Source organism: Candidatus Binatia bacterium (assembly GCA_036563615.1).
Taxonomy (GTDB): Bacteria; Desulfobacterota; Binatia; order UBA12015; family UBA12015; genus DATCMB01.
Genome location: DATCMB010000006.1, coordinates 722,261 through 741,547, shown reverse-complemented (window position 1 = coordinate 741,547; position 19,287 = coordinate 722,261). Strand labels below are relative to the sequence as shown.

Below are 19,287 nucleotides of genomic sequence, written 5' to 3'. Positions count from 1 at the left end.
CCTTCATGATGGGTGGAGGGTCGGTCCGGGGTCAAGGGCGTTGCCGAAAATCGGACGTGTCGAGCGGCGCGCCGATCGTTATTTGCGCTACACACGACGACGGCTTGGAGGGAGCAGGGAGTGATCGCGAGATGCGGGACGCGCTGAGGACGAGCAGCGCCTTGGGCTCCGCCATGGAGCCGCGCCGACACGACGAGGGCTGAGATGCACGGGGCACACGACTTCCTGCAAGCCCTCGCCGTCGTGCTCTGCGTCGCCGCGATCACGACCGTCGTCTTCCAGCGACTCCGCCAGCCGGTGGTGCTCGGCTACATCCTGGCCGGCGTCATCGTCGGCCCGAACGTGCCGATCCCGCTGGTCGCCGACATGGGCATCGTGCAGACGCTGTCCGAGGTCGGCGTCATCCTGCTGATGTTCTCGCTCGGGCTCGAGTTCAGCCTGCGCAAGCTCTTCGCGGTCGGACCCGGCGCCGGCGCGACCGCGATCATCCAGTGCAGCCTGCTGCTCTGGCTCGGCTACGTCATCGCGCGCGGCTTCGGCTGGACGACGCAGGAGAGCATCTTCACCGGCGCGATCATCTGCGTCTCGAGCACGACGATCATCGCCAAGGTGTTCGACGAGCAGGGGATCCGCGGGCGCCTGCGCGACCTCGTGGTCGGCGTGCTGATCGTCGAGGACCTGATCGCGATCCTGCTGATGGCGATCCTCACCGCGCTCGCGAGCGGAACGGGGCTGTCGGCGAGCTCGCTCGCCGTCACCGGCATGCGCCTGCTCGCCTTCCTCTCGATCCTGCTGATCGTCGGGCTGTTCATCGTGCCGCGCACGATGCGCTTCGTCGTGCGCATCGGGCGCGACGAGACGACGCTCGTCGCGAGCATCGGCATCTGCTTCGCGATCGCGCTTTTCGCGCTCGAGTTCGGCTACTCGGTCGCGCTCGGCGCGTTCCTCGCGGGTTCGCTGATCGCGGAATCGGGTCAAGCGCACGAGGTCGAGCGGCTCGTGCAGCCGGTGCGCGACGTCTTCGCGGCGGTCTTCTTCGTCTCGGTCGGCATGTTGATCGACCCGACGCAGCTCCTCGAGTACGCGATCCCGATCACCGTGATCACGCTGACCGTGATCCTCGGCAAGCTCGTCAGCGTCGGAATCGGCGCGTTCCTCACCGGCAACGGCATCCGCACCTCGGTGCAGGCCGGCATGTCGCTCGCGCAGATCGGCGAGTTCTCGTTCATCATCGCCGGGCTCGGCCGCGCGCTCGGCGCGACCGGCGACTTCCTCTACCCGGTCGCCGTCGCGGTGTCGGCCATCACGACGCTCACCACGCCGTGGTTGATCCGCGTCTCCGGATCGCTCGCGAGCTTCGTCGAGCACAGCCTGCCGAAGCCGATGCAGACCTTCGCGGTGCTCTACGGATCGTGGTGGGACCGGCTCGGCACCGCCTCGAGCGACGAGCCGCGCTCGGTGTCGCGCGTGCACCACCTCGTGCGCCTGCTCCTGATCGACGCGCTCGTGATCAGCGTGCTCGCGTTCGCCGGCGCGATCGGCCGGCCGCGGCTCGCGCCGGTCGTCTCGGAGTACCTGTCGGTGTCGCTGCAGACGGCGCACGTGCTCGTGCTAATCGCGAACGTGATCCTCGCCCTGCCCTTCGCGATCGGCATCGTCCGCGTGTCGCGCTCGCTGAGCTACGCGCTCGCCGCGCGCGCCTTCCCGGAGGCCGAGCCGGGCGGGCTCGACTTCGCCGCCGCGGCGCGGCGCGCGATGGTGGTGTCGCTGCAGATCGTGTTCGCGCTCGCGGTGGCGATGCCGCTGGTCGCGATCACGCAGCCGGTGCTCGGCGGCTCGGGGAGCGCGCTGCTGGTCGCGGGGCTGCTCGGCATCCTGCTGATCTCGCTGTGGCGCAGCACGACCAATCTCGACGCCCACGTCCGCGCGGGCGCGCAGGTCGTCGTCGAGGCGCTCGCGCGTCAGTCGGCAGGCGCGGGCGAGGAGCACTCGATGGAGGACGTCCACCGGCTGCTGCCCGGCATCGGCGAGCCCGAGACGGTGCGCATCCCGCCGGGCGGGCTCGCGGTCGGCAAGAGCCTCGCGGAGCTCGACCTGCGCGCCACGACCGGCGCGACCGTGCTCGCGATCTCGCGCGACGGCGCGGGCATCGCCGTCCCGCAGGCGACCGAGGTGCTGCGCGCGGGCGACATCCTCGCCGTCGCCGGAACGCAGGAGGCGATCCTCGCCGCGCGCGAGCTGCTGAGCCGGCGTCCGTAAGAAGAGCGCTCGCTCGCGAAGGCGCGCGCGCAACGAGAGGACGCGGCGCACGCGGCTCGACGTCCGCTCACTCGACGTCGACGATCACGAAGCCCTGCTGCGCCTGCTCCCAGCGCACGGTGACGTCGCGGCCCGCGAAGTCGGGCAGCACGTACTCGCCCGTGGCGCCGATCACGAACTCGCTGCCGAGCGTCGTCACCGTGAAGGTCGCCTCGCCGAACGGCACGCCGTCGGCGTACGCGGTGACGGTGTGCGTGCCGTCGCCGAGCAGAGCCCAGTTGAGCAGGAGTCCGAAGCCGTTGTCCGTGTCGCCGCACACGGCCTCGGTGTCGCGCCGCGAGGTCCCGTAGCCGGCCCGCGACGGCGTCCCGCCGTCGATGCTCAACGTGACCTCGGTCGCATCGCACACCCAGCCGGAGACGATGCCGATGCCGCTCTGGAACGAGGACGGCGCCGGGTTCTCGAGCACGCCGAGCGGGCTCGCCTGCGTCGCCGCGGCGTCGAGCTCCGGGTTCGCGCGCACGCGCAGCGCGCTCGCCGTCGCCGCCGTGGCGGAGTCGCCGGAGCTGGCTTCGGCCGCGAGCGCTGCGCCGGCCGGCGCTGGCGCGAAGGCGGCGATGACGAAGCTCTGCAGCGGCTCCTGCCAGCGGAGCAGCAAGGAGTCGCCCGGCCGCGGGAAGTTCGAGATCGGGTAGTCGCCGCTCGCGCCGGCAAGGAACTCCACGCCGAACGTCGTCACCGTGAAGGTCGAGCTCGCGATCTCGACGCCGTCGGCGAGGACGCGCAGCGTGTGCTCGCCGTCGCCGAGCACGCTCCAGCTCAGCAGCCCCCCGAAGCCGTTGTCGGCGTCGCCGCACACCCCGACGGTGTCGAGGCGCGACGTGCCGTAGGCGAGGTCCTTCGGCTCGCCGCCGTCGACCTGGTACTGGACCTTCGTCGCGTTGCAGACCCAGCCCGAGATCAGGCCGATGCCGCTCTGCGCGCTCCCCGGGGCGGGATTCTCGAGCTGCGCCAGCGTCGGCGACGGAGCGGGCTTCGCCGCCTCCGCGACCGCGCCGACCGCGTCGACCAAGCCGTAGCCCGAGAGGAAGTCGTAGCCCGGCGCCTCGATGTCGAGCGCGCTGTCGATCAGCGCCGCGAGCACGCCCGCGGGCGACAGCGTCGGGTTCTTCTGCAGCATGAGCGCCGCCACCGCCGCGGCGTGCGGCGCCGCGGCCGAGGTGCCGAAGAAGTTCGGGAAGCCGGTGTTGTCCGGATCGACGCCGGGAATGAAGAACGTCGTGTCGGTGCCGTCCGGGGCCGCGATCTCCGGCTTCGCGCGGAGCACCGGGGCGTTGGGAAGCGGCTCGCCCGTCGGCCCGAAGTAGAAGGGGATCTCGCCGCCGAGCGAGCTGTAGCGCTGGACGTTGATCACGTCGGCGGGCGGCATGAACGCTCCGCCCGAGTCGATCTCGCGGTAGTCGACCGCAGCGACCGCGATCACACCCGCGGCCGCCGCGTGCCCGGCGATCTCGGCGTCGCGGAAGATCTCCGTGTCGTAGTTCGCCGGGTCGGTGCAGGATGGATAGAGCACGACGCGGAAGCGCTTCGCGTCGCCGCACGCGCGATCCACCGCCAGGTAGTAGGTCCGGGCTTCGCCGCTCGTCTGCGGGAGCGCGACGAGCTCGACGGGGTCGCCACCGACGCCGCCCTGACGGCTGCAGCCCTGCGGGGTCACGCTGGACAGGTCGTCGCGAAGGTCGCACGAGCCGTCGCTGCACGAGAAGACCAGCAGGTCGAGGTCGGTCGTGGCGCCGGGCCCGAGCGTTCCGTCGAACGGATCGGTCCACTGCAGGACCGCTCTCGCCCTGCAGCGGTCCGGCAGCGTGATGCGCGCGAGGGTCTGGCCCCCGCCGAAGTCGTGCAGGTCGAAGCCGGCCATGCCGGGCACCGCGGAGGTGAACACGGCGTCGACGCCGAAGCGACCTTGGTTGCCCGCCGAGCTGAAGTACGGCACGCCCGCCTCCACCGCGGCCTGTGCCGCCTGCGCGACGATGCCGTCCTGAAACATCGGCGCCGTGAGGTAGGACACGTCGTCGACGATCACCTTCGCGCCGCACGCGCGCAGGGCGTCGATGCCGCTCGCGAAGCCGGCCTCGCTCTCGAACGCGGTGTGGAACAGGATCGGCGACCCAGGCGCGAGGTCGTGCACGAGCTCGGCCATGGCGCGGCCTTCGTCCTCGCCATCGAAGTCCTCCAGGACCTGCACGGTCGGCGGCAGGTCGGCGGTGAGCTGCGACGAGGTGCCGGTGACGAGGCGCGAGCAGCCGACGCCCGAGACGCTGCTGGGGGTCAGCGCGGCGAAGCTGTCCGACAGGATGCCGACCGGCACCCCGGAGCCGTCGACGCCGAACTCGGCGCGCGCCTGCTGCACGGCGATCGAAAGATCCGCCTGGCTGGTGACGGCGCCGACGCTCTTCTCGGGCGGGTAGTTCGGATGGATGGTCCGCACCTGCGGGATCGCGGCCACCGCGTCGAGCTGCAGGGGATCGCACCAGCCGATGACCCGCGCGTACTTCGGATGGCTTTCCTCGACGATCAGACCGGCCGCGCGCAGCTGGTCGAGGATCTCCGGCGTGAGCTCGGAGAGGCGCACCTCGATCTCGGGCAGGCCGGCTCGGAACGGAAGCGCGGGCACCGCGCGCTGCACTTGCGCTTTGCTCTTGCCCTCGCGAGCGAGCTTGCGCGCTTCGAGCAGCGGGGAGGCGACCTTCGTGAGGTCGGGATTGGCCTCGTAGAGCTCGCTCTTGAAGCGTCGTGCGAGCTGCGCGTCCGCAGCGCTCGCTGCGAGGAGAACCGCGGCGAGCGTGAGGAGAAGACCGGAGCCGAACCTTCGCATGCACGCCGTATCGGCAAGGACGGCGCGAAAGTAGAGTCCTCGAAGCCGTGAGGTACGCGGGCCGTGTCCCGCGCCACGGCGTGACGAGAGCGAGGCGCGTCTAGCCCAGCTCGTCCCGCGGCGAGGTGATCAGCACGCAGGTGCAGCCGGTCTCGCTCCAGACGCGCTTGTCGGCGGTGCCGGGCTCGGCGCGGTTGAAGTCGCCGGGCAGGAGCTTGCGGTCGTCGATCCAGAGCTCGCCCTCGAGCAGGTGCAGCTCCTCGACGCCGGCGTGGCGGTGCGGCGGGTAGTCGACGCCCGGCGCGAGCCGCACGAGCATGCTGACGCGCTGCCTCGCCGCGTCGCTCGCGAGCAGCTTGACGTGGATCCCCGGCGCGGCCTGGGTCCACTCGGGCTCGGTCCACTGCGGGGCGGTCCAGGCGGCCGCGGACGGCTCTCCCATGGCCCGGTCTGCGGTCGGCGCGCTCGCGCGCGGCGCGCGCGCTGCGCCGGCGCGCGCGGCATCGGATCCGATCCCGACGCGCTCGGCGAGACGGCCCCACAGCGCGACCGACGGACGCAGCACGTCGGTCGGCCAGTCGACGAAGCGGTCGACGACGCCGTGCAGCGACTGCGCCTCGCTTCGGCACTCGGCGCAGCTCGCGAGGCGCTCCTCCACCGCGGCGGCCTCGCTCGTCGGCAGCATCTGCAGCACGTAGAGCAGCAGCGCGTCGGCGTGCTCGGCGTCGTGCATCCGCGCCGCCCCGCTCATGGCTGCTTCCTCCCGACGAGCGCCCGGCGCAGCTTGTCGAGCCCGGAGCGAATTCGTGTCTTTACGGTGCCGAGCGGCTCCTCGAGGCGCTCCGCGACCTCGGCATGGGTCAGCCCGGAGAAGTAGGCCATCTCGATCGCCCGGCGCTCCTTCGGGTTCAGGACGGTCAGCGCGCCGTGCAGCGCCCTGCCCTCCTCCCGGCGGGACGCGTCGTCCTGCGGATCGTCCGATGCTGCGGCGAGAATCCCGGGCTGATGGTCGACGCGCTTCTTGCGACGTCCGGCGCGCAGTCGGTCGATGGAGCGCGAGCGCGCCTGGTTCATGATCCAGCCGACCACCGTGCCGTTCGCGGCGTCGTAGGACGCGGCGCGACGCCAGACGTCGTGGAAGACGTCGAGCGTCACCTCCTCCGCCGCTTGTCGATCGTCCGTGATCCGCATGCTCAGCGTGAAGACGATGCGGCTCGCGCGGTCGTAGAGCGCGCGCAGGGCGCGCTCGTCGCCGGCCGCGACGCGCCGCACGAGGTCGACCCACTCCTCCTCGGAGACCGGGACCTTGCTGTCGGAGTGGAGGAGGTCACCGAGGGTCAGGCCGGGGCCATCAGACGGATCGCGGCTTGTCGGGCCTCCGGCGCTCACGGCCGCCCGTCGTAGCCGCCTCCGCGACTTCGGACAACAGGTATTTCGCGCGCTCGTCGCTCCGACCGTTGCGCGACGAGAGGCCCAGGTCGGCGAGCGTCGGCTCGCCGGCCGCCTCGGCGACGCGCTCGAGCTGCTCGCGCTGACGCTCGATCTCCCACAGCGCAAAGCAGCGCGCATGGACGGCGTAGACGTCGAGCCTGCCGTCGGGCTGGACGAACTCGAGCTCGAGCTCCGCCTCCTCGCGGCGCACCAGCGACGTGCAGATCGCGCAGCGATCTCCGCCGCCACGTCCGCCCCACGTACGGTCCGGCCTGCGGTCGGGCAGTCGCCCGGCCTCGACCGCTTGGCGCACCGCAGCGCGCAGCTCAGCGTCGTTCGTCATCCAGCCTCCGAACCACCGCGGGAACGCGCAGCCGCTCTCGCGACGCGCACGCGATGTCACCCGATCAAACGACAGGCGACGGCAGGCGGATGGGTGAAACGTTGCTCTTTCTTTCTGCGGCGCGATTTTCCACGGATGGCGGCGTCAATGCGCGGCGCGCGCGTGGCGGGTGCGACGTCGGCGCCGCACGACGAACGCTGCGGCGGCGAGCAGAACGGCCGCGACCACCGCGAGGAACCCCATGTTGTGCTGCACCTGGCGCTTGATGGAGTTGCGGATGATCTGCCGCTGGACGTCGTAGCCTTCGGGCATCGGCAGGACGCCCATCTCCTGCATGTAGGCCTCGTAGTCGCGCAGCATCTCGGCGACGAGCTCGGGGCGCGATGCGGAGAGGTCCTCGGTCTCGCCGGGGTCGCGCGCGATGTCGTAGAGGTGCCACGCGCCGTCGCCCCACGGCGGCATGTTGCGCACGAGCTTCATGTCGCCCTTGAAGAGCGCCGCGTTGCCCGCCACCTCGACGCCGACCGGCGCGTCCACCGGGTGGGCGCGCTCCGCCTCGCCGCGCAGCACCGGGCCGAGGCTGCGTCCGGTGATCGGCACGCCGCCGCCCTCGGCGGAAACCCCGGCGATCTCGAGGATCGTCGGCGTGACGTCGGTGACGAAGGTCGGCGTGCGCACGCGCGTCCCCGGCGTGACGCCCGGTCCCGCGATGACGAGCGGCACGCGGATGCCGCCCTCCGTGGTGTAGAACTTGAACAAGCTGCCGGGCGATCCCGCCGCCGTCGCCCACTCGGGACCGATGAAGTTGAGGCTGCCGCGCTCGCCGAGGTTGTCGAGCTCCCAGCTGTAGCCGTGAAGCGCCATCCAGACGTTCATCCCCGGCGCGTGCACCGGGTCGCTCGGCTCGGGCCCGTTGTCCGAGGTGACGATGACGAGCGTGTTCTCGAGCTCGCCGCGCTCGTCGAGCCAGGCGAGCAGCCGACCGAGGTGGTGGTCGAGCGCCTCGATCATCGCGGCGTACACCGCCATGCTCTTCGCGTAGATCTGCCGCTCGTCGTCGGTGAGCAACGCCCAGGAGCGCAGCTGTGGAGGAATCGGACCGAGCGGCGCGTCGATCGGGATGATCCCGAGGGCGCGCGCGCGCCGCCAGCGCTCGCGCCGCACGACCTCCCAGCCGGCGTCGAAGCGTCCTGCGTAGCGCGCCGTGATCTCGCCCGGCGCCTGCACCGGGATGTGCACCGCCTGGTACGACAGGTAGGCGAAGAACGGCTCGGAGCGGCCCTGGTCTTCCGTCAAGTACTGAATCAACCGGTCGACGAGCAGCTCCGAGGAGTAGTACGACTCCGGCATCCTGGCGGGCTCGCCGTCCTCGAACCACGGCGCGTCCGCGTAGTACGGCATGTACGGCTTCGGCGCCCAGTTGTCGGCGCCGGACGCGTCGAGCGCGAGCGAGCGGTCGAAGCCGTGCGCGTTCGGCAGGTCGCCCGGGCCGTGTCCGAGGTGCCACTTGCCCGCCATGTAGGTCCGGTAGCCGGCGCGCTTGAGCCGCGTCGCGACCGTCTCGACGCCGGGCTCGAGGTGCAGCGTGTAGCCCGGCTGGCCCTCGTGCTCGGGCGGAATGACCTCCTCGATCGTCGCGACCCCGGTGCGGTGGTTGTCGATGCCGGTGAGCAGCATCGCGCGCGACGGCGAGCACAGGGGCGAGCTGTGGTGGCTCGTGAACAGCGCGCCGCGCTCGGCGAGACGGTCGATGTTCGGCGTCCGCGCCTCGCCGCCGTACGGACCGAGGTCGGTGAAGCCGCCGTCGTCGATGAGGACGACGAGCACGTTCGGGCGCTTCGCGTCGGCGGGCTGCGTCGCCGGTGCGGGCTGCGCCGCGGCCGGGACGACCGCTGCGAGCAGCGCGAGGAGCGCCGACAGCCACGCCGCGCTTCGTCCGCGGCGCTCGGGGTACCGGGAGGGCATCGGCGGGGAAGGAAACAAATGACACGCCCTCTGTCACTTCGGACCCGAGGCGTCTCTCGGCCCCGCGCTGAGGCTCCGCTCCGCGCCGCGCGGCGCGCACGCGCGCGTAAAGCCGGGCGCGCGTCCTGCCGTACACCACGGCGGCGATGGAAAGCTCGGCGACGGCGACCGGAGAGGACGCGACGACGCGCGCCGCGCGCTGGCGCCCGCTCGGCGCCGGGCCGCGCGTCGCGCTGCGGCTCGCGTTCGTTCTCGTCTACCTCCTCGGCGTGATCTCGGAAGCGGGCGTGCTCTGGCGCATCGACCCCGCGACGACGACGATCCTCGCCGCTGCCTTCACCGCGTTCGGCCTCCTCGGCTCGGTGATGTTCAGCTTCGCGCGCGCGCTGCCGCCGAGCGCGGCAGCCGAAGCCTCGAAAGCTCTCGACGCCGGTCGGTGCGCGATCCGGGCGTCCGTGCTGTCGCTCGCCGCGCTGGTGATCGCGCACGGCTTCGCCGAGGGCTGGGGAGGGATGACGCTGCTCGCGAGCTTTCCGCCGACCGACGTGGCGGTGCGCGTGCTGTTCGTCGCTCTCAGCGTCGGCGGGGCGACGATCGGGGTCGTGGCGCTGTGGCGGATCGACGCGCTGCTGAGCGGCGCCGGCGCGCGCGCGAGCCGCGTCGAGCCGAGCTGAGGCTGCGGTCGAGCGTCGACCTGTAGCGGCCCCGTCCGCCTCGTCTCCCTGGGGCCCGCCCGGCAGCCGCGCGGCTCGCTGCCGAATCCTGCTCGAGACGTTTTGCGTGCGCTCGACGTCTGGGACTAGCGTACGCGGCACGGCGCAAAGGAGGGCAAAAAATGATCTTGCGCAGGACTCTGGCCGCGGCCTTCGCGGTCGCAACGCTCCTTCCCGGCAAGGCGTTCGCAGCCGTTCTGTGCGTCAATCCAGGCGGCACGGGTGGGTGCTTCCCGACGATCCAGCAGGCGATCGACGCCGCAGCGCGCCGCGACGTGATCGAGATCGCGGCCGGGACGTACGTCGAGAGCTTCGTCGTTCCGCCGCGCTCGCGCCTGACGATCCGCGGAGCGGGCGCGGGTGCGACGGTGGTCGACGGCGGCGGCGCCGGGACGGTGGTCGAGGTTCAGGGGCCCGGAGCGCAGCTCACCGTGGAGGGCCTGACCATCCGGAACGGAAATCGCGGCGTTCACCTCGGCACCGCGGCCAAGGTGAGGCTGGCGAGCTGTGAGGTGCTCGACAACGTCGGCGGGAGCGGCATCGTTCTCGACGAGCGCGCGAACCTGACGATCGATGGCTGCACGATCGCCGACAACTCCAACGCGATCCCCGGAGGCGGAATACGGGCCGACTCGAGACGCGCCAGGATCACGATCGTCGGCAGCACGCTCGAAGGCAACACGAGCTTGCGTGGTGGCGGCCTCTTCAGCCTCGGGAGGGTGCACATCACGGACTCCACCGTGCGCGGCAACACCGCCGTCGAGGAAGGCGGCGGCGTCTTCGCAAACAATCTCCAGGTGATCCGCAGCACCGTGAGCGGCAACAGCGCGAACATCGGCGGCGGCATCGCCAGCTACTTCCTCGACCGCGCACAGGTCCGGATCACCGACAGCACGATCAGCGGCAACTCGGCGAGCAGGGCCGGCGGCATCGCGGCGCAAAGCACGCTGCGCCTCGATCACGTCACGGTCGCGAACAACACCGCTGCGGTGCGTGGCGGCGGCATCGGCACCGCACCGGCCTTCGAGCAAAAGGCCATTTTCCGCGGCACGATCCTGGCCGACAATTCGGCACCCGAAGGGGCCGACTGCGACAACGTGAAGGCGCGTCTGTTCGCCGGGAACCTGATCGAGTCGGACACCTGCACGAAGGTCATCGCCGGCCGCTCGCCGCTCCTGACCGACGATCCGCTGCTCGGTCCGCTGCAGAACAACGGCGGTCCCACGGAAACCCAGGCGCTCGGCGCCGGCAGCCCCGCGATCGGCGTGCTCACGACCCGCTCGCTGTGCCGCCAGCCCGATCAGCGCGGCGTCGCGCGCGCGGTGCCGTGCGATCTCGGCGCGTACGAGGCGCCGTGAGGGCCGAGAAGGCACGCTAGGGGCGGCGCGCGCCGAAGATTCCTCGCGGCGACCGTCGATCTCGCGGTGCGGGCGACGACTACCTCCCGAGAGCGCCCTGCTGGCGCATCGGGAGGTGACCATGCCCATCGCGCAGACGATCGCACCGTGTCTCTGGTTCGACGACCAGGCCGAGGAGGCAGCACGCTTCTACGTCTCCGTGTTCGAGAACTCGCGGATCCTCGACGTCCTCCGCTACACCGACGCCGGGCAAGAGGTGCACGGCCGCCCGCCCGGCTCCGTGATGACCGTCGACTTCGAGCTCGACGGCCAGCCGTTCACGGCGCTCAACGGCGGCCCCGCCTTCACGTTCAACGAGGCGATCTCGCTGCAGGTCTTCTGCGACACGCAGGAGGAGATCGATCGCTACTCGCGCGCGCTGTCGGCCGACGGCGACCCGAACGCGCAGCAGTGCGGGTGGCTGAAGGATCGGTTTGGCGTCTCGTGGCAGATCGTGCCGCGCGAGCTGATGGAGATGCTGCGGTCGTCGGACGTCGCGGCGGCGCGGCGGGTGATGAAGGCGATGCTCGGGATGAGGAAGCTCGAGATCGCGGAGCTGCGGCGGGCGTTCGAGGGGAGGTGAGAATCTCCGTTCGGCGCCGCGGCCGCAATCACGACCGCACCAAGCCTTCCTCCAGACGCCCTCCGGACGGACATCGGACAGCCGCTGTCCGAGCGTCCGAGTAATTTCTCGACCTGACGCCATTTCGCTGGCGATTCCTTGTGACGTCAGACCGGAGGGACAAACCATGCGACGACTCGCTCTGTTCAGCATCCTCGCCGTTCTCTCGACCTCGTCGGTCGCGGCGGCGGCCGTTCTCGAGGTGCCCTTCGGGGACGCGAGCGGCATCGGCTACGTGTCCGGCTGGAAATGCCCGCCGAACAGCAACATCACGATCTCGTTCGACGGCGGCCCGCCGATTCCCGTCGCGACGGGAATCCGTCGCAACGACACGGCAACCGTCTGCGGCAACGACGGCCGCAACGGGTTCATCTCGCAGTTCAACTTCAACTTGCTCGGTGACGGCGAGCACACGATCAGCGTCAGGCAGAACGGCGTCGAGTTCGCGAAGCGAACCTTCCGCGTCACGACCTTCGGTACGGAGTTCCTGGCCGGTGCGTCGGGGGCGTACATTCTCAACGACTTCCCGCAGCCGGGCCAAAGCGCGACGATTCAGTGGAGCGAGGGAGCGCAGAACTTCGTCATCGTCGGCAGGAGCGGCGGTGGTCCCGCGACGGGACTCGCTGGCCTGATCGGCACGTGGGACTTCACGTTCACGATCATCAGCACGTTCACCGAGCGTTACTTCTTCGACCGGGTCCAGACGGTGTCAGGCATCCCCACGCTCATCGGCGAAGACGAGATCGGGCAGCCCATCATCGTGACGCGGGTTCAGGATCTCGATCCCGGAAATCCCCTTCCGTACGAGTACATCGGACTCGCTTACGATCTGATCCTTTGCGACGGCTACCTGTTCAATCAGACCGGCCCGAACACGGTGGCGGGCATTCACACCTCCGCGTTTCTCGTGGATGACGAGTGCGGGGACTTCTTCGGGGAGCATCCGATGACAGGCGTGCGGGTGTCCGGCGGTCACCTGAGCGCGCAGCTCGATCGAAGCTCCGCGGACGCCCCTTCTGCGGCCAAGGCGGCCGAGGTGGACGTCGACCCGGTTGGAGACGACGTCGCGCGGGTTCTCAAGGCAGCGGAGAACGCGGTCCGCGGGCGGTAAGTCGAACCTCGCTCTCGCGACCTTTGGACGACGATCGGGCGGCGGCCGGACGAACCCTCCGGCCGCCGCCCTGCGCTTTCACGCCCGCGACCAGCTGAACTCCGCTCGTCAGCCGCGGCCTCACGTCCGTCCCTTCTAGAGAAAGATCAGCACCAGGCCGAGCGCGACGAATGCGAGGATGAACAGCACGAGGCCGATGAGGAGAACGAGCTCGGCGCCCATCACGACGGCCTCGAGGAGCCCCAGTCCGAAGCCCCGGGGATAGTCCTCGAGCAGCAGCGGCTCGAGGTCGTCGTCGCGCTCGAACGGCTCGATCTCCCCGCCACACGCGTCGCAGTAGTGGCGCCCGCACGCCTCGCAGAAGGCGTCCTCGAGGGTCTCCATCCGAGCTCCGCCGAGCAGACGGTTGCGCGTCACCTGGATCTGCGCGGCGTGATGCACGCCGCGAGGCCTGCTGCCAAGCGGGAAGCCGACGGAACGACGAACGTGCTCGATCTGACCATCAGCGTCAGAGGAATCGCGAAGGGAGCAAGTTGGGAGCGCGCCCGGGGTGAATCGAACACCCGACCTACAGATTCGAAGTCTGCCGCTCTATCCAACTGAGCTACGGGCGCTGCAACGCCGCAATCAACCTTGCGCGACTCCCAAGATCAAGATCCCCGGCCCCTCGCCCGACGCGCACGTCCCGCTTGACACCCCGCCCTCCCCTGGTGCACTGCCGCCGAGCCCGCGATGGAACCGACGACGACCGACATCCCGGCCTCGGAGCGCGGCATGGCGGTGCTCGCGCACCTCTCCGGGCTCTCGGGCTACCTCGTCCCGCTCGGCGGCGTGCTCGTGCCGCTCATCCTCTACTTCGTGATGAAGGACGAGTCGCGCCCGGTCGCGCGCATCGCGCTGCAGGCGCTGCTGCTCAACGTCGCGACGTGGATCGCGATCGCCCTGTTCGGCGTCGGCGTGCTCACGGGCGTGATCGGCATCGCCCTCGTGGAGTCGCCCGACGCCTCGATTCTCGCCATCCTCGGCATGCTCGTGCTCGTCGTCGCGTTCGTCCTCGTCGTCGTCGCGGCGCTCGTGCTGCCGATCGTCGGCGCGATCAAGGCGAGCCGCGGGCAGTACTACCGGTACCCGCTGATCGGGTTGTCTCCGAGCTGATGGCCGCCGAGCGACGGATCGACGCCGACGCGCTGGTCGCCGCCGCGCGCGAGGCCACCGGCCTCGACGACTTCGGCGCCGACACCTGGCGCGAGGGCCTCGATCGCCTGGTCGACGCGCTCGACGCGGAAGCGCGCCTCAACGACATCGGCGTGCAGATCGCGTCGGGCGAGATCCTGATGTACTTGACGAACCGCCTGCGGATCGTCGACTGGCACGCGCGACACCCGAGCGCGCGCGCCGAGGACGTGACGCCGCCGATCGTCATCGTGGGCCAGGGGCGTACGGGCACCACGATCCTGCACGATCTCCTCGCGCAGGACCCGGCGCACCGCGTGCCGCTGACCTGGGAGGTCGACCGGCCGCTGCCGCCGCCCGAGAGCGTGACCTACGACAGCGACCCGCGCATCGACGAGGTGCAGGCGCAGCTCGACATGACCGAGCTCATCATCCCGCGCTTCAAGTCGATCCACCCGATCGGCGCGCGGCTCGCGCAGGAGTGCGTGCGCATCACGGCGCACGACTTCCGCAGCATGATCTTCCCGACGCAGTACCGCGTCCCGTCCTACGCGCGCTGGGTGCTGACCGAGGCCGACATGGCGCCGGCCTACCGCTGGCACCGGACCTTCTTGCAGCTCCTGCAGTCGGGCCACCGCTGCGAGCGCTGGGTGCTGAAGTCGCCAGGGCACGTGTGGTGCCTCGACCGTCTGCTCGCCGAGTACCCGAACGCGCTGCTCATGCAGACCCACCGCGACCCACTGCGCATCGTGGCGTCGCTGGCCTCGCTGCTCGCGACGCTGCGCCGCCTGGCGAGCGACGACGTCTCCCTCGAGGAAGGCGCCGCCGAGTTCGCGGATTATGTGCTCGACGGCCTCGATCGCTCGGTGACGGTGCGCGAGCAGGGCCTCGTGCCCGCCGAGCGCGTGGTCGACGTGCAGTTCCGCGACTTCATGGCCGACCCGCTCGCGACCGTGCGCGCGATCTACGCGCGGCTCGACCTCGAGCTGACGGGCGAAGCGGAGACGCGCATGCGCGCGTTTCTCGCCGAGAACCCGCAGGACAAGCACGGCCTGCACCAGTACGCGCTCGACGACACCGGGCTCGACCGCGGCGCGCTGCGCGAGCGCGCGCGCCGCTACCAGCAGTACTTCGACGTGCCGTCGGAGTCCGTCTAGCGCCGCCAGGCCCGGCCTCGACGGGCGCGCCGTGCGCGCGGCTCCGCCTCAGCGCGCAGCCGCGAACGCCTCGTCGATGCGCGCGATCTCCTCGTCGTCGAGCGCGAGCGCGTCCGCGCCCGCGTTCTCCTCGACGTGGCGCACGCTCGCCGCCTTCGGAATCACGAACACCGACGACCGCCGGCCGAGAAAGCGCAGCGCGACCTGGTACGGCGTCGCGCCGCGCGCGGATGCGATCTCGGCGAGCACGCGCCCGCCGCCGCGCCGCGGCGAGGGAAAGCGCCCGGCGCCGAACGGGCTGTACGCGACCACGGCGACGCCGTGCCGCTCGCACCACGGCAGCACGTCGTGCTCGATGCCGCGCTCCTCGAGGTGGTACGGCACCTGGTTGCACGCGATGCGCCCTTCTCCGGCGATCGCGAGCGCCTCCTCGAGGTCGTCGACGTCGAAGTTGCTCACGCCCCACGCGCGGATCTTGCCGGCCGCGACCAGCTCCTCGAACGCGCGGATCGTCTCCTCGAGCGGATGACGTGAGCGCCAGTGCAGCAGGTAGACGTCGAGATGGTCGGTGCGCAGACGCGCGAGGCTCTGCTCGCAGGCGCGCAGCGTGCCGCGGTAGGTCGCGTGCTGCGGCAGCACCTTCGAGACCAGGAAGATCTGGTCACGCCGTCCCGCGATCGCCTCGGCGACCAGCTCCTCGACCTCGCCGTTGCCGTACATCTCGGCGGTGTCGACGTGCGTCGCGCCGAGGTCGAAGCCGCGACGCAGCGCCGCGATCGCGGCGCGCCGATCGTCGCGCTCCATCCGCCAGGTGCCCTGTCCGATCCACGGCACCTGCGGTCCGCCCGCACCGAACGTGCGCTTCTCCATACGCTGCGCGGCCCCTCGCTCGACGCTGTCGCGCGCGCGACCTTCGCGCAAGCGGACCCGCCAGGGTGGCCTCGATCCTTCATTTCGCGCATCATCGCGCATCATCGCGCATCGGCGCGAAGCGGCGCTCTCGCGCCGGACGGGGGGGAAGCCATGATCGAGATGCTGGCGAGGTACTGGTGGGCGCTGGTGCTGCGTGGGATCGCGGGCATCGTCTTCGGGGTGCTGGCGCTCCTCTGGCCCGGGATCACGCTCGAGGTGCTGGTGATCTTCTTCGGCGCCTACATGCTGGTCGACGGCGTGTTCGCGGTGATCTCGGCGATCGGCGGCCGCGCGCACACCCCGCACTGGGGCTGGCTGCTGCTCGAAGGCCTGCTCGGCATCGCGATCGGCATCTTCACCTTCGTGGCACCCGTCGTCACCGCGTTCGCGCTGCTGATGTACATCGCCGCGTGGGCGATCGTGACCGGCGTGATCGAGCTCGTGCAGGCGATCCGGCTGCGGCGCGAGATCGAGGGCGAGTTCTGGCTCGGGCTCGCGGGCGTGCTGTCGATCGGCTTCGGCGTCCTGCTGGTGATCTTCCCGCTCGCCGGCGCGCTGAGCATCGTCTGGCTGATCGGCGCCTACGCGGTCGCCTTCGGCATCGTGCTCCTGCTGCTCGGCTTCCGGCTGCGCGGCATGGCGCCGCGCGGCGGCCAGGGCGGAGCGCACGCGCCCGCCTGACGTACGACTCACCGCTTCGGAGGAACGCTCGATGCAACGTGCCCTCGCACTCGCTCTCGTCGGCCATCGCAGGATCCTCGCGACCGTCGCGCTCGCCGCGTTCCTCGCGTGCGCGCCCGACGCCGCGCACGCGACCGCCCTGCTCGAGGAGGGCCAGGCCTTCCCGGCGTGGTCGATGCCCGACCAGACCGGCAAGACCGTCAGCTCGAGCGATCTCGCGGGCAAGACGTACCTGCTCTGGTTCTACCCGAAGGCGATGACGCCGGGCTGCACCGCCGAGGGCAACGCGCTGCGCGACAGCTTCCCCGAGCTGCAAGCGCGCGGCGTCGAGGTGCTGGGCGTGTCGTTCGACGCGCCCGCGGAGAACGCGAAGTTCGCCGCGGCGCAGAGCTTCCCCTTCCGGCTGCTCACCGACGACGGCACGCTCGCCGTGCAGGTCGGCGCCGCCGACTCGAGCGACCAGGCGACGGCGCGACGCATCTCCTACCTCGTCGGACCGGACGGCAAGGTGCTGCGCGCCTACGGCAGCGTGAACCCGGCGACCCACGCGGAGGACGTGCTGCGCGACGTCTCCGCGACCGCGACCACGACCAAGTGAGCGCACGCGCGCGCCGACGCACGTCGGGCGCGCGGTGACCGACGCGAGCCGTTGGAGAACCGCCGCGAATTCCGGTTAATCTGACGGGATGCGACGACGACACCTCCGCCGCGTGCTCGCCGCGTGGCCGATCGCGCTCGTTTGCGCGGCTGCGGTCGCGCGTGCCGCCGATCCTGCACCGGCCGCCTCGCCCGCCGCGGACGCCGCACCGGCAGCCGCCGCGACGGCCGCGACCGACGCGACGTCCGCGTCCGCCCAGTCGCCCGCTGCGAGCGAGATCTACACCGGGCACGGCATCGCCATGCACGGCGACCTCAAGTACGGCCCGGACTTCGAGCACTTCGACTACGTGAACCCGAACGCGCCGAAGGGCGGCCGCGTCAAGCAAGCGACCACCGGCACCTTCGACAGCTTCAACCCGTTCATCGTGCGCGGCAACCCGGCCGCGGGCATCGGCTACCTCTACGACACGCTGATGACCTCGTCGGCCGACGAGCCGTTCAGCGAGTACGGGTTGCTGGTCGAGAAGGTCGAGATGCCGCAGGACCGCTCGTGGGTCGCCTTCACGCTGCGCGAGGAGGCGCGCTGGCACGACGGCAAGCCGGTCACGGCCGACGACGTGGTGTTCAGCTTCGACATCCTGCGCACCAAGGGCCAGCCGTTCTACCGCGCGTACTACGGCAACGTCGACAAGGTCGAGAAGACCGGACCGCGCACCGTCAAGTTCACCTTCAAGCCGGGCGAGAATCGCGAGCTGCCGCTGATCCTCGGCCAGCTCCCCGTGCTGCCCAAGCACTGGTGGGAGGGCAAGGAGTTCGACTCGACCTCGCTCGAGCCGCCGCTCGGCAGCGGTCCGTACAAGATCAAGAGCTTCGAGCCCGGACGGCGCATCGTCTACGAGCGCGTCAAGGACTACTGGGGCGAGAAGCTGCCGGTGAACGTCGGCCGCAACAACTTCGACGAGATCGAGATCGACTACTACCGCGACGACACGGTCGAGCTCGAGGCGTTCAAGGCGGGCGAGTACGACTTCCGCATCGAGAGCTCGGCCAAGGCGTGGGCGACGTCGTACGACACGCCGGCGCTCAAGAGCGGGCTCATGAAGAAGGAGGAGGTCCCGCACAAGCGGCCGGCCGGCATGCAGGGCTTCGCCTTCAACGTGCGTCGCCCGATGTTCCAGGATCCGCGCGTTCGCGAGGCGCTCGCCTACGCCTTCGACTTCGAGTGGTCGAACAAGAACCTGTTCTACGACCAGTACACGCGCACGCGCAGCTACTTCGACAACTCGGAGCTCGCGGCGACGGGTCTGCCGACGCCGGCCGAGCTCGCGATCCTCGAGCCCTTCCGCGGCAAGATCCCCGAGGAGGTCTTCACCAAGGAGTACCAGCCGCCGAAGACCGACGGCTCGGGCGACATCCGGCAGAACCTGCGCCAGGCGGCGAAGCTCCTCGAGGAAGCCGGCTGGAAGATCGATCCGAAGACGCGCAAGCTCACCAACGCGTCGGGCGAGACGATGCGGTTCACGATCCTGCTCGTGACGCCCCTCTTCGAGCGCATCGCGCTGCCGTTCGTGAAGAACCTCGAGCGCCTCGGCATCGAGGCCAACGTCCGCACCGTCGACACCGCGCAGTACCGGCGTCTGCTCGACCAGTTCGACTACGACGTGATCGTCGGCAACTGGCCGCAGTCGGACTCGCCCGGCAACGAGCAGCGCAGCTTCTGGGGATCGTCCTACGCCGACAAGCCGGGCAGCCAGAACTACATCGGCATCGCCGATCCGACGGTCGACGCGCTGATCGAGGCGGTGATCGCCGCGCCCGACCGCCAGAGCCTCATCGACCGCGTGCGCGCGCTCGACCGCGTGCTGCAGTGGGGCCACTGGGTGATCCCGCAGTGGCACATCCCGTACGACCGCATCGCGTACTGGGACAAGTTCGGCAAGCCGTCGGTCGTTCCGGACCAGGGCGTGCAGTTCTCGACCTGGTGGATCGATCCGGAGAAGGCGCGCGCGGTGGAGGAGAAGAAGCGGCGCGTGAAGGGCTGAGCC

Annotated in this window: 17 protein-coding genes and 1 tRNA gene; 10 read left to right on the top strand and 8 right to left on the bottom strand. The window is 70.6% G+C overall.

Going from position 1 to position 19,287, the window contains the following annotated elements; genetic code table 11:
- The first annotated feature begins 204 nt into the window (after nt 1–204).
- Entirely contained in the window at nt 205–2,259 is a 2,055-nt protein-coding gene (locus VIS07_06190) for a cation:proton antiporter (protein HEY8515080.1), read from the top strand.
- Nucleotides 2,260–2,326: 67 nt separating this feature from the next.
- Here VIS07_06190 and VIS07_06185 read toward each other — a convergent pair whose 3' ends face one another.
- The 5 genes from VIS07_06185 to VIS07_06165 form a co-directional block, all read right to left on the bottom strand.
- Nucleotides 2,327–5,137, bottom strand: coding sequence for a S8 family serine peptidase (locus VIS07_06185; GenBank protein HEY8515079.1), 2,811 nt, complete (start codon nt 5,135–5,137; stop codon nt 2,327–2,329).
- A gap of 100 nt (nt 5,138–5,237) precedes the next feature.
- Complete coding sequence (locus tag VIS07_06180) at nt 5,238–5,888, bottom strand: cupin domain-containing protein (protein HEY8515078.1); 651 nt, start codon at nt 5,886–5,888, stop codon at nt 5,238–5,240.
- Entirely contained in the window at nt 5,885–6,526 is a 642-nt protein-coding gene (locus tag VIS07_06175; GenBank protein ID HEY8515077.1) for a sigma-70 family RNA polymerase sigma factor, read from the bottom strand. Before VIS07_06175 ends, VIS07_06180 begins: the two co-directional genes overlap by 4 nt.
- Nucleotides 6,489–6,911 (bottom strand): hypothetical protein, encoded by a 423-nt coding sequence (locus VIS07_06170; GenBank protein ID HEY8515076.1) that lies wholly within the window; start codon nt 6,909–6,911, stop codon nt 6,489–6,491. The genes VIS07_06175 and VIS07_06170 overlap by 38 nt, the downstream gene beginning before the upstream one ends.
- A 144-nt stretch (nt 6,912–7,055) precedes the next feature.
- Nucleotides 7,056–8,876, bottom strand: coding sequence for an arylsulfatase (locus tag VIS07_06165; GenBank protein ID HEY8515075.1), 1,821 nt, complete (start codon nt 8,874–8,876; stop codon nt 7,056–7,058).
- A gap of 146 nt (nt 8,877–9,022) precedes the next feature.
- On the opposite strand from VIS07_06165, the gene VIS07_06160 reads away from it, so the two are divergent.
- From VIS07_06160 to VIS07_06145, 4 genes are all read left to right on the top strand, one after another.
- Nucleotides 9,023–9,550, top strand: coding sequence for a hypothetical protein (locus VIS07_06160; protein HEY8515074.1), 528 nt, complete (start codon nt 9,023–9,025; stop codon nt 9,548–9,550).
- A 407-nt stretch (nt 9,551–9,957) separates the two neighbouring features.
- Nucleotides 9,958–10,947 carry a right-handed parallel beta-helix repeat-containing protein gene (locus tag VIS07_06155; protein HEY8515073.1) on the top strand — a complete coding sequence of 330 codons (990 nt, stop codon included), beginning with the start codon at nt 9,958–9,960 and terminating at the stop codon, nt 10,945–10,947.
- Nucleotides 10,948–11,068: 121 nt separating this feature from the next.
- Complete coding sequence (locus VIS07_06150) at nt 11,069–11,569, top strand: VOC family protein (GenBank protein ID HEY8515072.1); 501 nt, start codon at nt 11,069–11,071, stop codon at nt 11,567–11,569.
- A gap of 166 nt (nt 11,570–11,735) precedes the next feature.
- On the top strand, nt 11,736–12,719 hold the full coding sequence (locus VIS07_06145) for a hypothetical protein (protein HEY8515071.1): 984 nt from the start codon (nt 11,736–11,738) through the stop codon (nt 12,717–12,719).
- Between the two features lie 135 nt (nt 12,720–12,854).
- On the opposite strand, the gene VIS07_06140 is transcribed toward VIS07_06145, so the two are convergent.
- Nucleotides 12,855–13,160 carry a hypothetical protein gene (locus VIS07_06140; protein ID HEY8515070.1) on the bottom strand — a complete coding sequence of 102 codons (306 nt, stop codon included), beginning with the start codon at nt 13,158–13,160 and terminating at the stop codon, nt 12,855–12,857.
- Nucleotides 13,161–13,259: 99 nt separating this feature from the next.
- Nucleotides 13,260–13,333 (bottom strand) — tRNA-Arg (locus VIS07_06135).
- Nucleotides 13,334–13,451: 118 nt separating this feature from the next.
- Between VIS07_06135 and VIS07_06130 the strand changes: the two genes are divergently transcribed.
- Nucleotides 13,452–13,874: a DUF4870 domain-containing protein gene (locus tag VIS07_06130; GenBank protein HEY8515069.1), complete on the top strand. Its 423-nt coding sequence runs from the start codon at nt 13,452–13,454 to the stop codon at nt 13,872–13,874.
- On the top strand, nt 13,874–15,049 hold the full coding sequence (locus tag VIS07_06125) for a sulfotransferase (GenBank protein HEY8515068.1): 1,176 nt from the start codon (nt 13,874–13,876) through the stop codon (nt 15,047–15,049). Before VIS07_06130 ends, VIS07_06125 begins: the two co-directional genes overlap by 1 nt.
- 48 nt (nt 15,050–15,097) lie before the next feature.
- Here VIS07_06125 and VIS07_06120 read toward each other — a convergent pair whose 3' ends face one another.
- Nucleotides 15,098–15,919: an aldo/keto reductase gene (locus VIS07_06120; protein ID HEY8515067.1), complete on the bottom strand. Its 822-nt coding sequence runs from the start codon at nt 15,917–15,919 to the stop codon at nt 15,098–15,100.
- Between the two features lie 153 nt (nt 15,920–16,072).
- On the opposite strand from VIS07_06120, the gene VIS07_06115 reads away from it, so the two are divergent.
- The 3 genes from VIS07_06115 (at nt 16,073) to VIS07_06105 (ending at nt 19,284) form a co-directional block, all read left to right on the top strand.
- On the top strand, nt 16,073–16,642 hold the full coding sequence (locus tag VIS07_06115) for an HdeD family acid-resistance protein (protein HEY8515066.1): 570 nt from the start codon (nt 16,073–16,075) through the stop codon (nt 16,640–16,642).
- A gap of 31 nt (nt 16,643–16,673) precedes the next feature.
- On the top strand, nt 16,674–17,240 hold the full coding sequence (locus VIS07_06110) for a peroxiredoxin (GenBank protein HEY8515065.1): 567 nt from the start codon (nt 16,674–16,676) through the stop codon (nt 17,238–17,240).
- A gap of 88 nt (nt 17,241–17,328) precedes the next feature.
- Nucleotides 17,329–19,284, top strand: a complete 1,956-nt coding sequence (locus VIS07_06105; protein HEY8515064.1) for an extracellular solute-binding protein — start codon at nt 17,329–17,331, stop codon at nt 19,282–19,284.
- Nucleotides 19,285–19,287: the final 3 nt, after the last annotated feature.

What these genes read in the sequence shown, in the direction of transcription:
- VIS07_06190 (HEY8515080.1), top strand. Translation starts at nt 205, where the DNA reads ATGCACGGGGCACACGACTTCCTGCAAGCCCTCGCCGTCGTGCTCTGC.
- VIS07_06180 (HEY8515078.1), bottom strand. Translation starts at nt 5,888, where the DNA reads ATGAGCGGGGCGGCGCGGATGCACGACGCCGAGCACGCCGACGCGCTG.
- VIS07_06160 (HEY8515074.1), top strand. Translation starts at nt 9,023, where the DNA reads ATGGAAAGCTCGGCGACGGCGACCGGAGAGGACGCGACGACGCGCGCC.
- VIS07_06115 (HEY8515066.1), top strand. Translation starts at nt 16,073, where the DNA reads ATGATCGAGATGCTGGCGAGGTACTGGTGGGCGCTGGTGCTGCGTGGG.
- VIS07_06130 (HEY8515069.1), top strand. Translation starts at nt 13,452, where the DNA reads ATGGAACCGACGACGACCGACATCCCGGCCTCGGAGCGCGGCATGGCG.
- VIS07_06165 (HEY8515075.1), bottom strand. Translation starts at nt 8,876, where the DNA reads ATGCCCTCCCGGTACCCCGAGCGCCGCGGACGAAGCGCGGCGTGGCTG.
- VIS07_06105 (HEY8515064.1), top strand. Translation starts at nt 17,329, where the DNA reads ATGCGACGACGACACCTCCGCCGCGTGCTCGCCGCGTGGCCGATCGCG.
- VIS07_06125 (HEY8515068.1), top strand. Translation starts at nt 13,874, where the DNA reads ATGGCCGCCGAGCGACGGATCGACGCCGACGCGCTGGTCGCCGCCGCG.
- VIS07_06120 (HEY8515067.1), bottom strand. Translation starts at nt 15,919, where the DNA reads ATGGAGAAGCGCACGTTCGGTGCGGGCGGACCGCAGGTGCCGTGGATC.
- VIS07_06170 (HEY8515076.1), bottom strand. Translation starts at nt 6,911, where the DNA reads ATGACGAACGACGCTGAGCTGCGCGCTGCGGTGCGCCAAGCGGTCGAG.
- VIS07_06110 (HEY8515065.1), top strand. Translation starts at nt 16,674, where the DNA reads ATGCAACGTGCCCTCGCACTCGCTCTCGTCGGCCATCGCAGGATCCTC.
- VIS07_06150 (HEY8515072.1), top strand. Translation starts at nt 11,069, where the DNA reads ATGCCCATCGCGCAGACGATCGCACCGTGTCTCTGGTTCGACGACCAG.
- VIS07_06185 (HEY8515079.1), bottom strand. Translation starts at nt 5,137, where the DNA reads ATGCGAAGGTTCGGCTCCGGTCTTCTCCTCACGCTCGCCGCGGTTCTC.
- VIS07_06145 (HEY8515071.1), top strand. Translation starts at nt 11,736, where the DNA reads ATGCGACGACTCGCTCTGTTCAGCATCCTCGCCGTTCTCTCGACCTCG.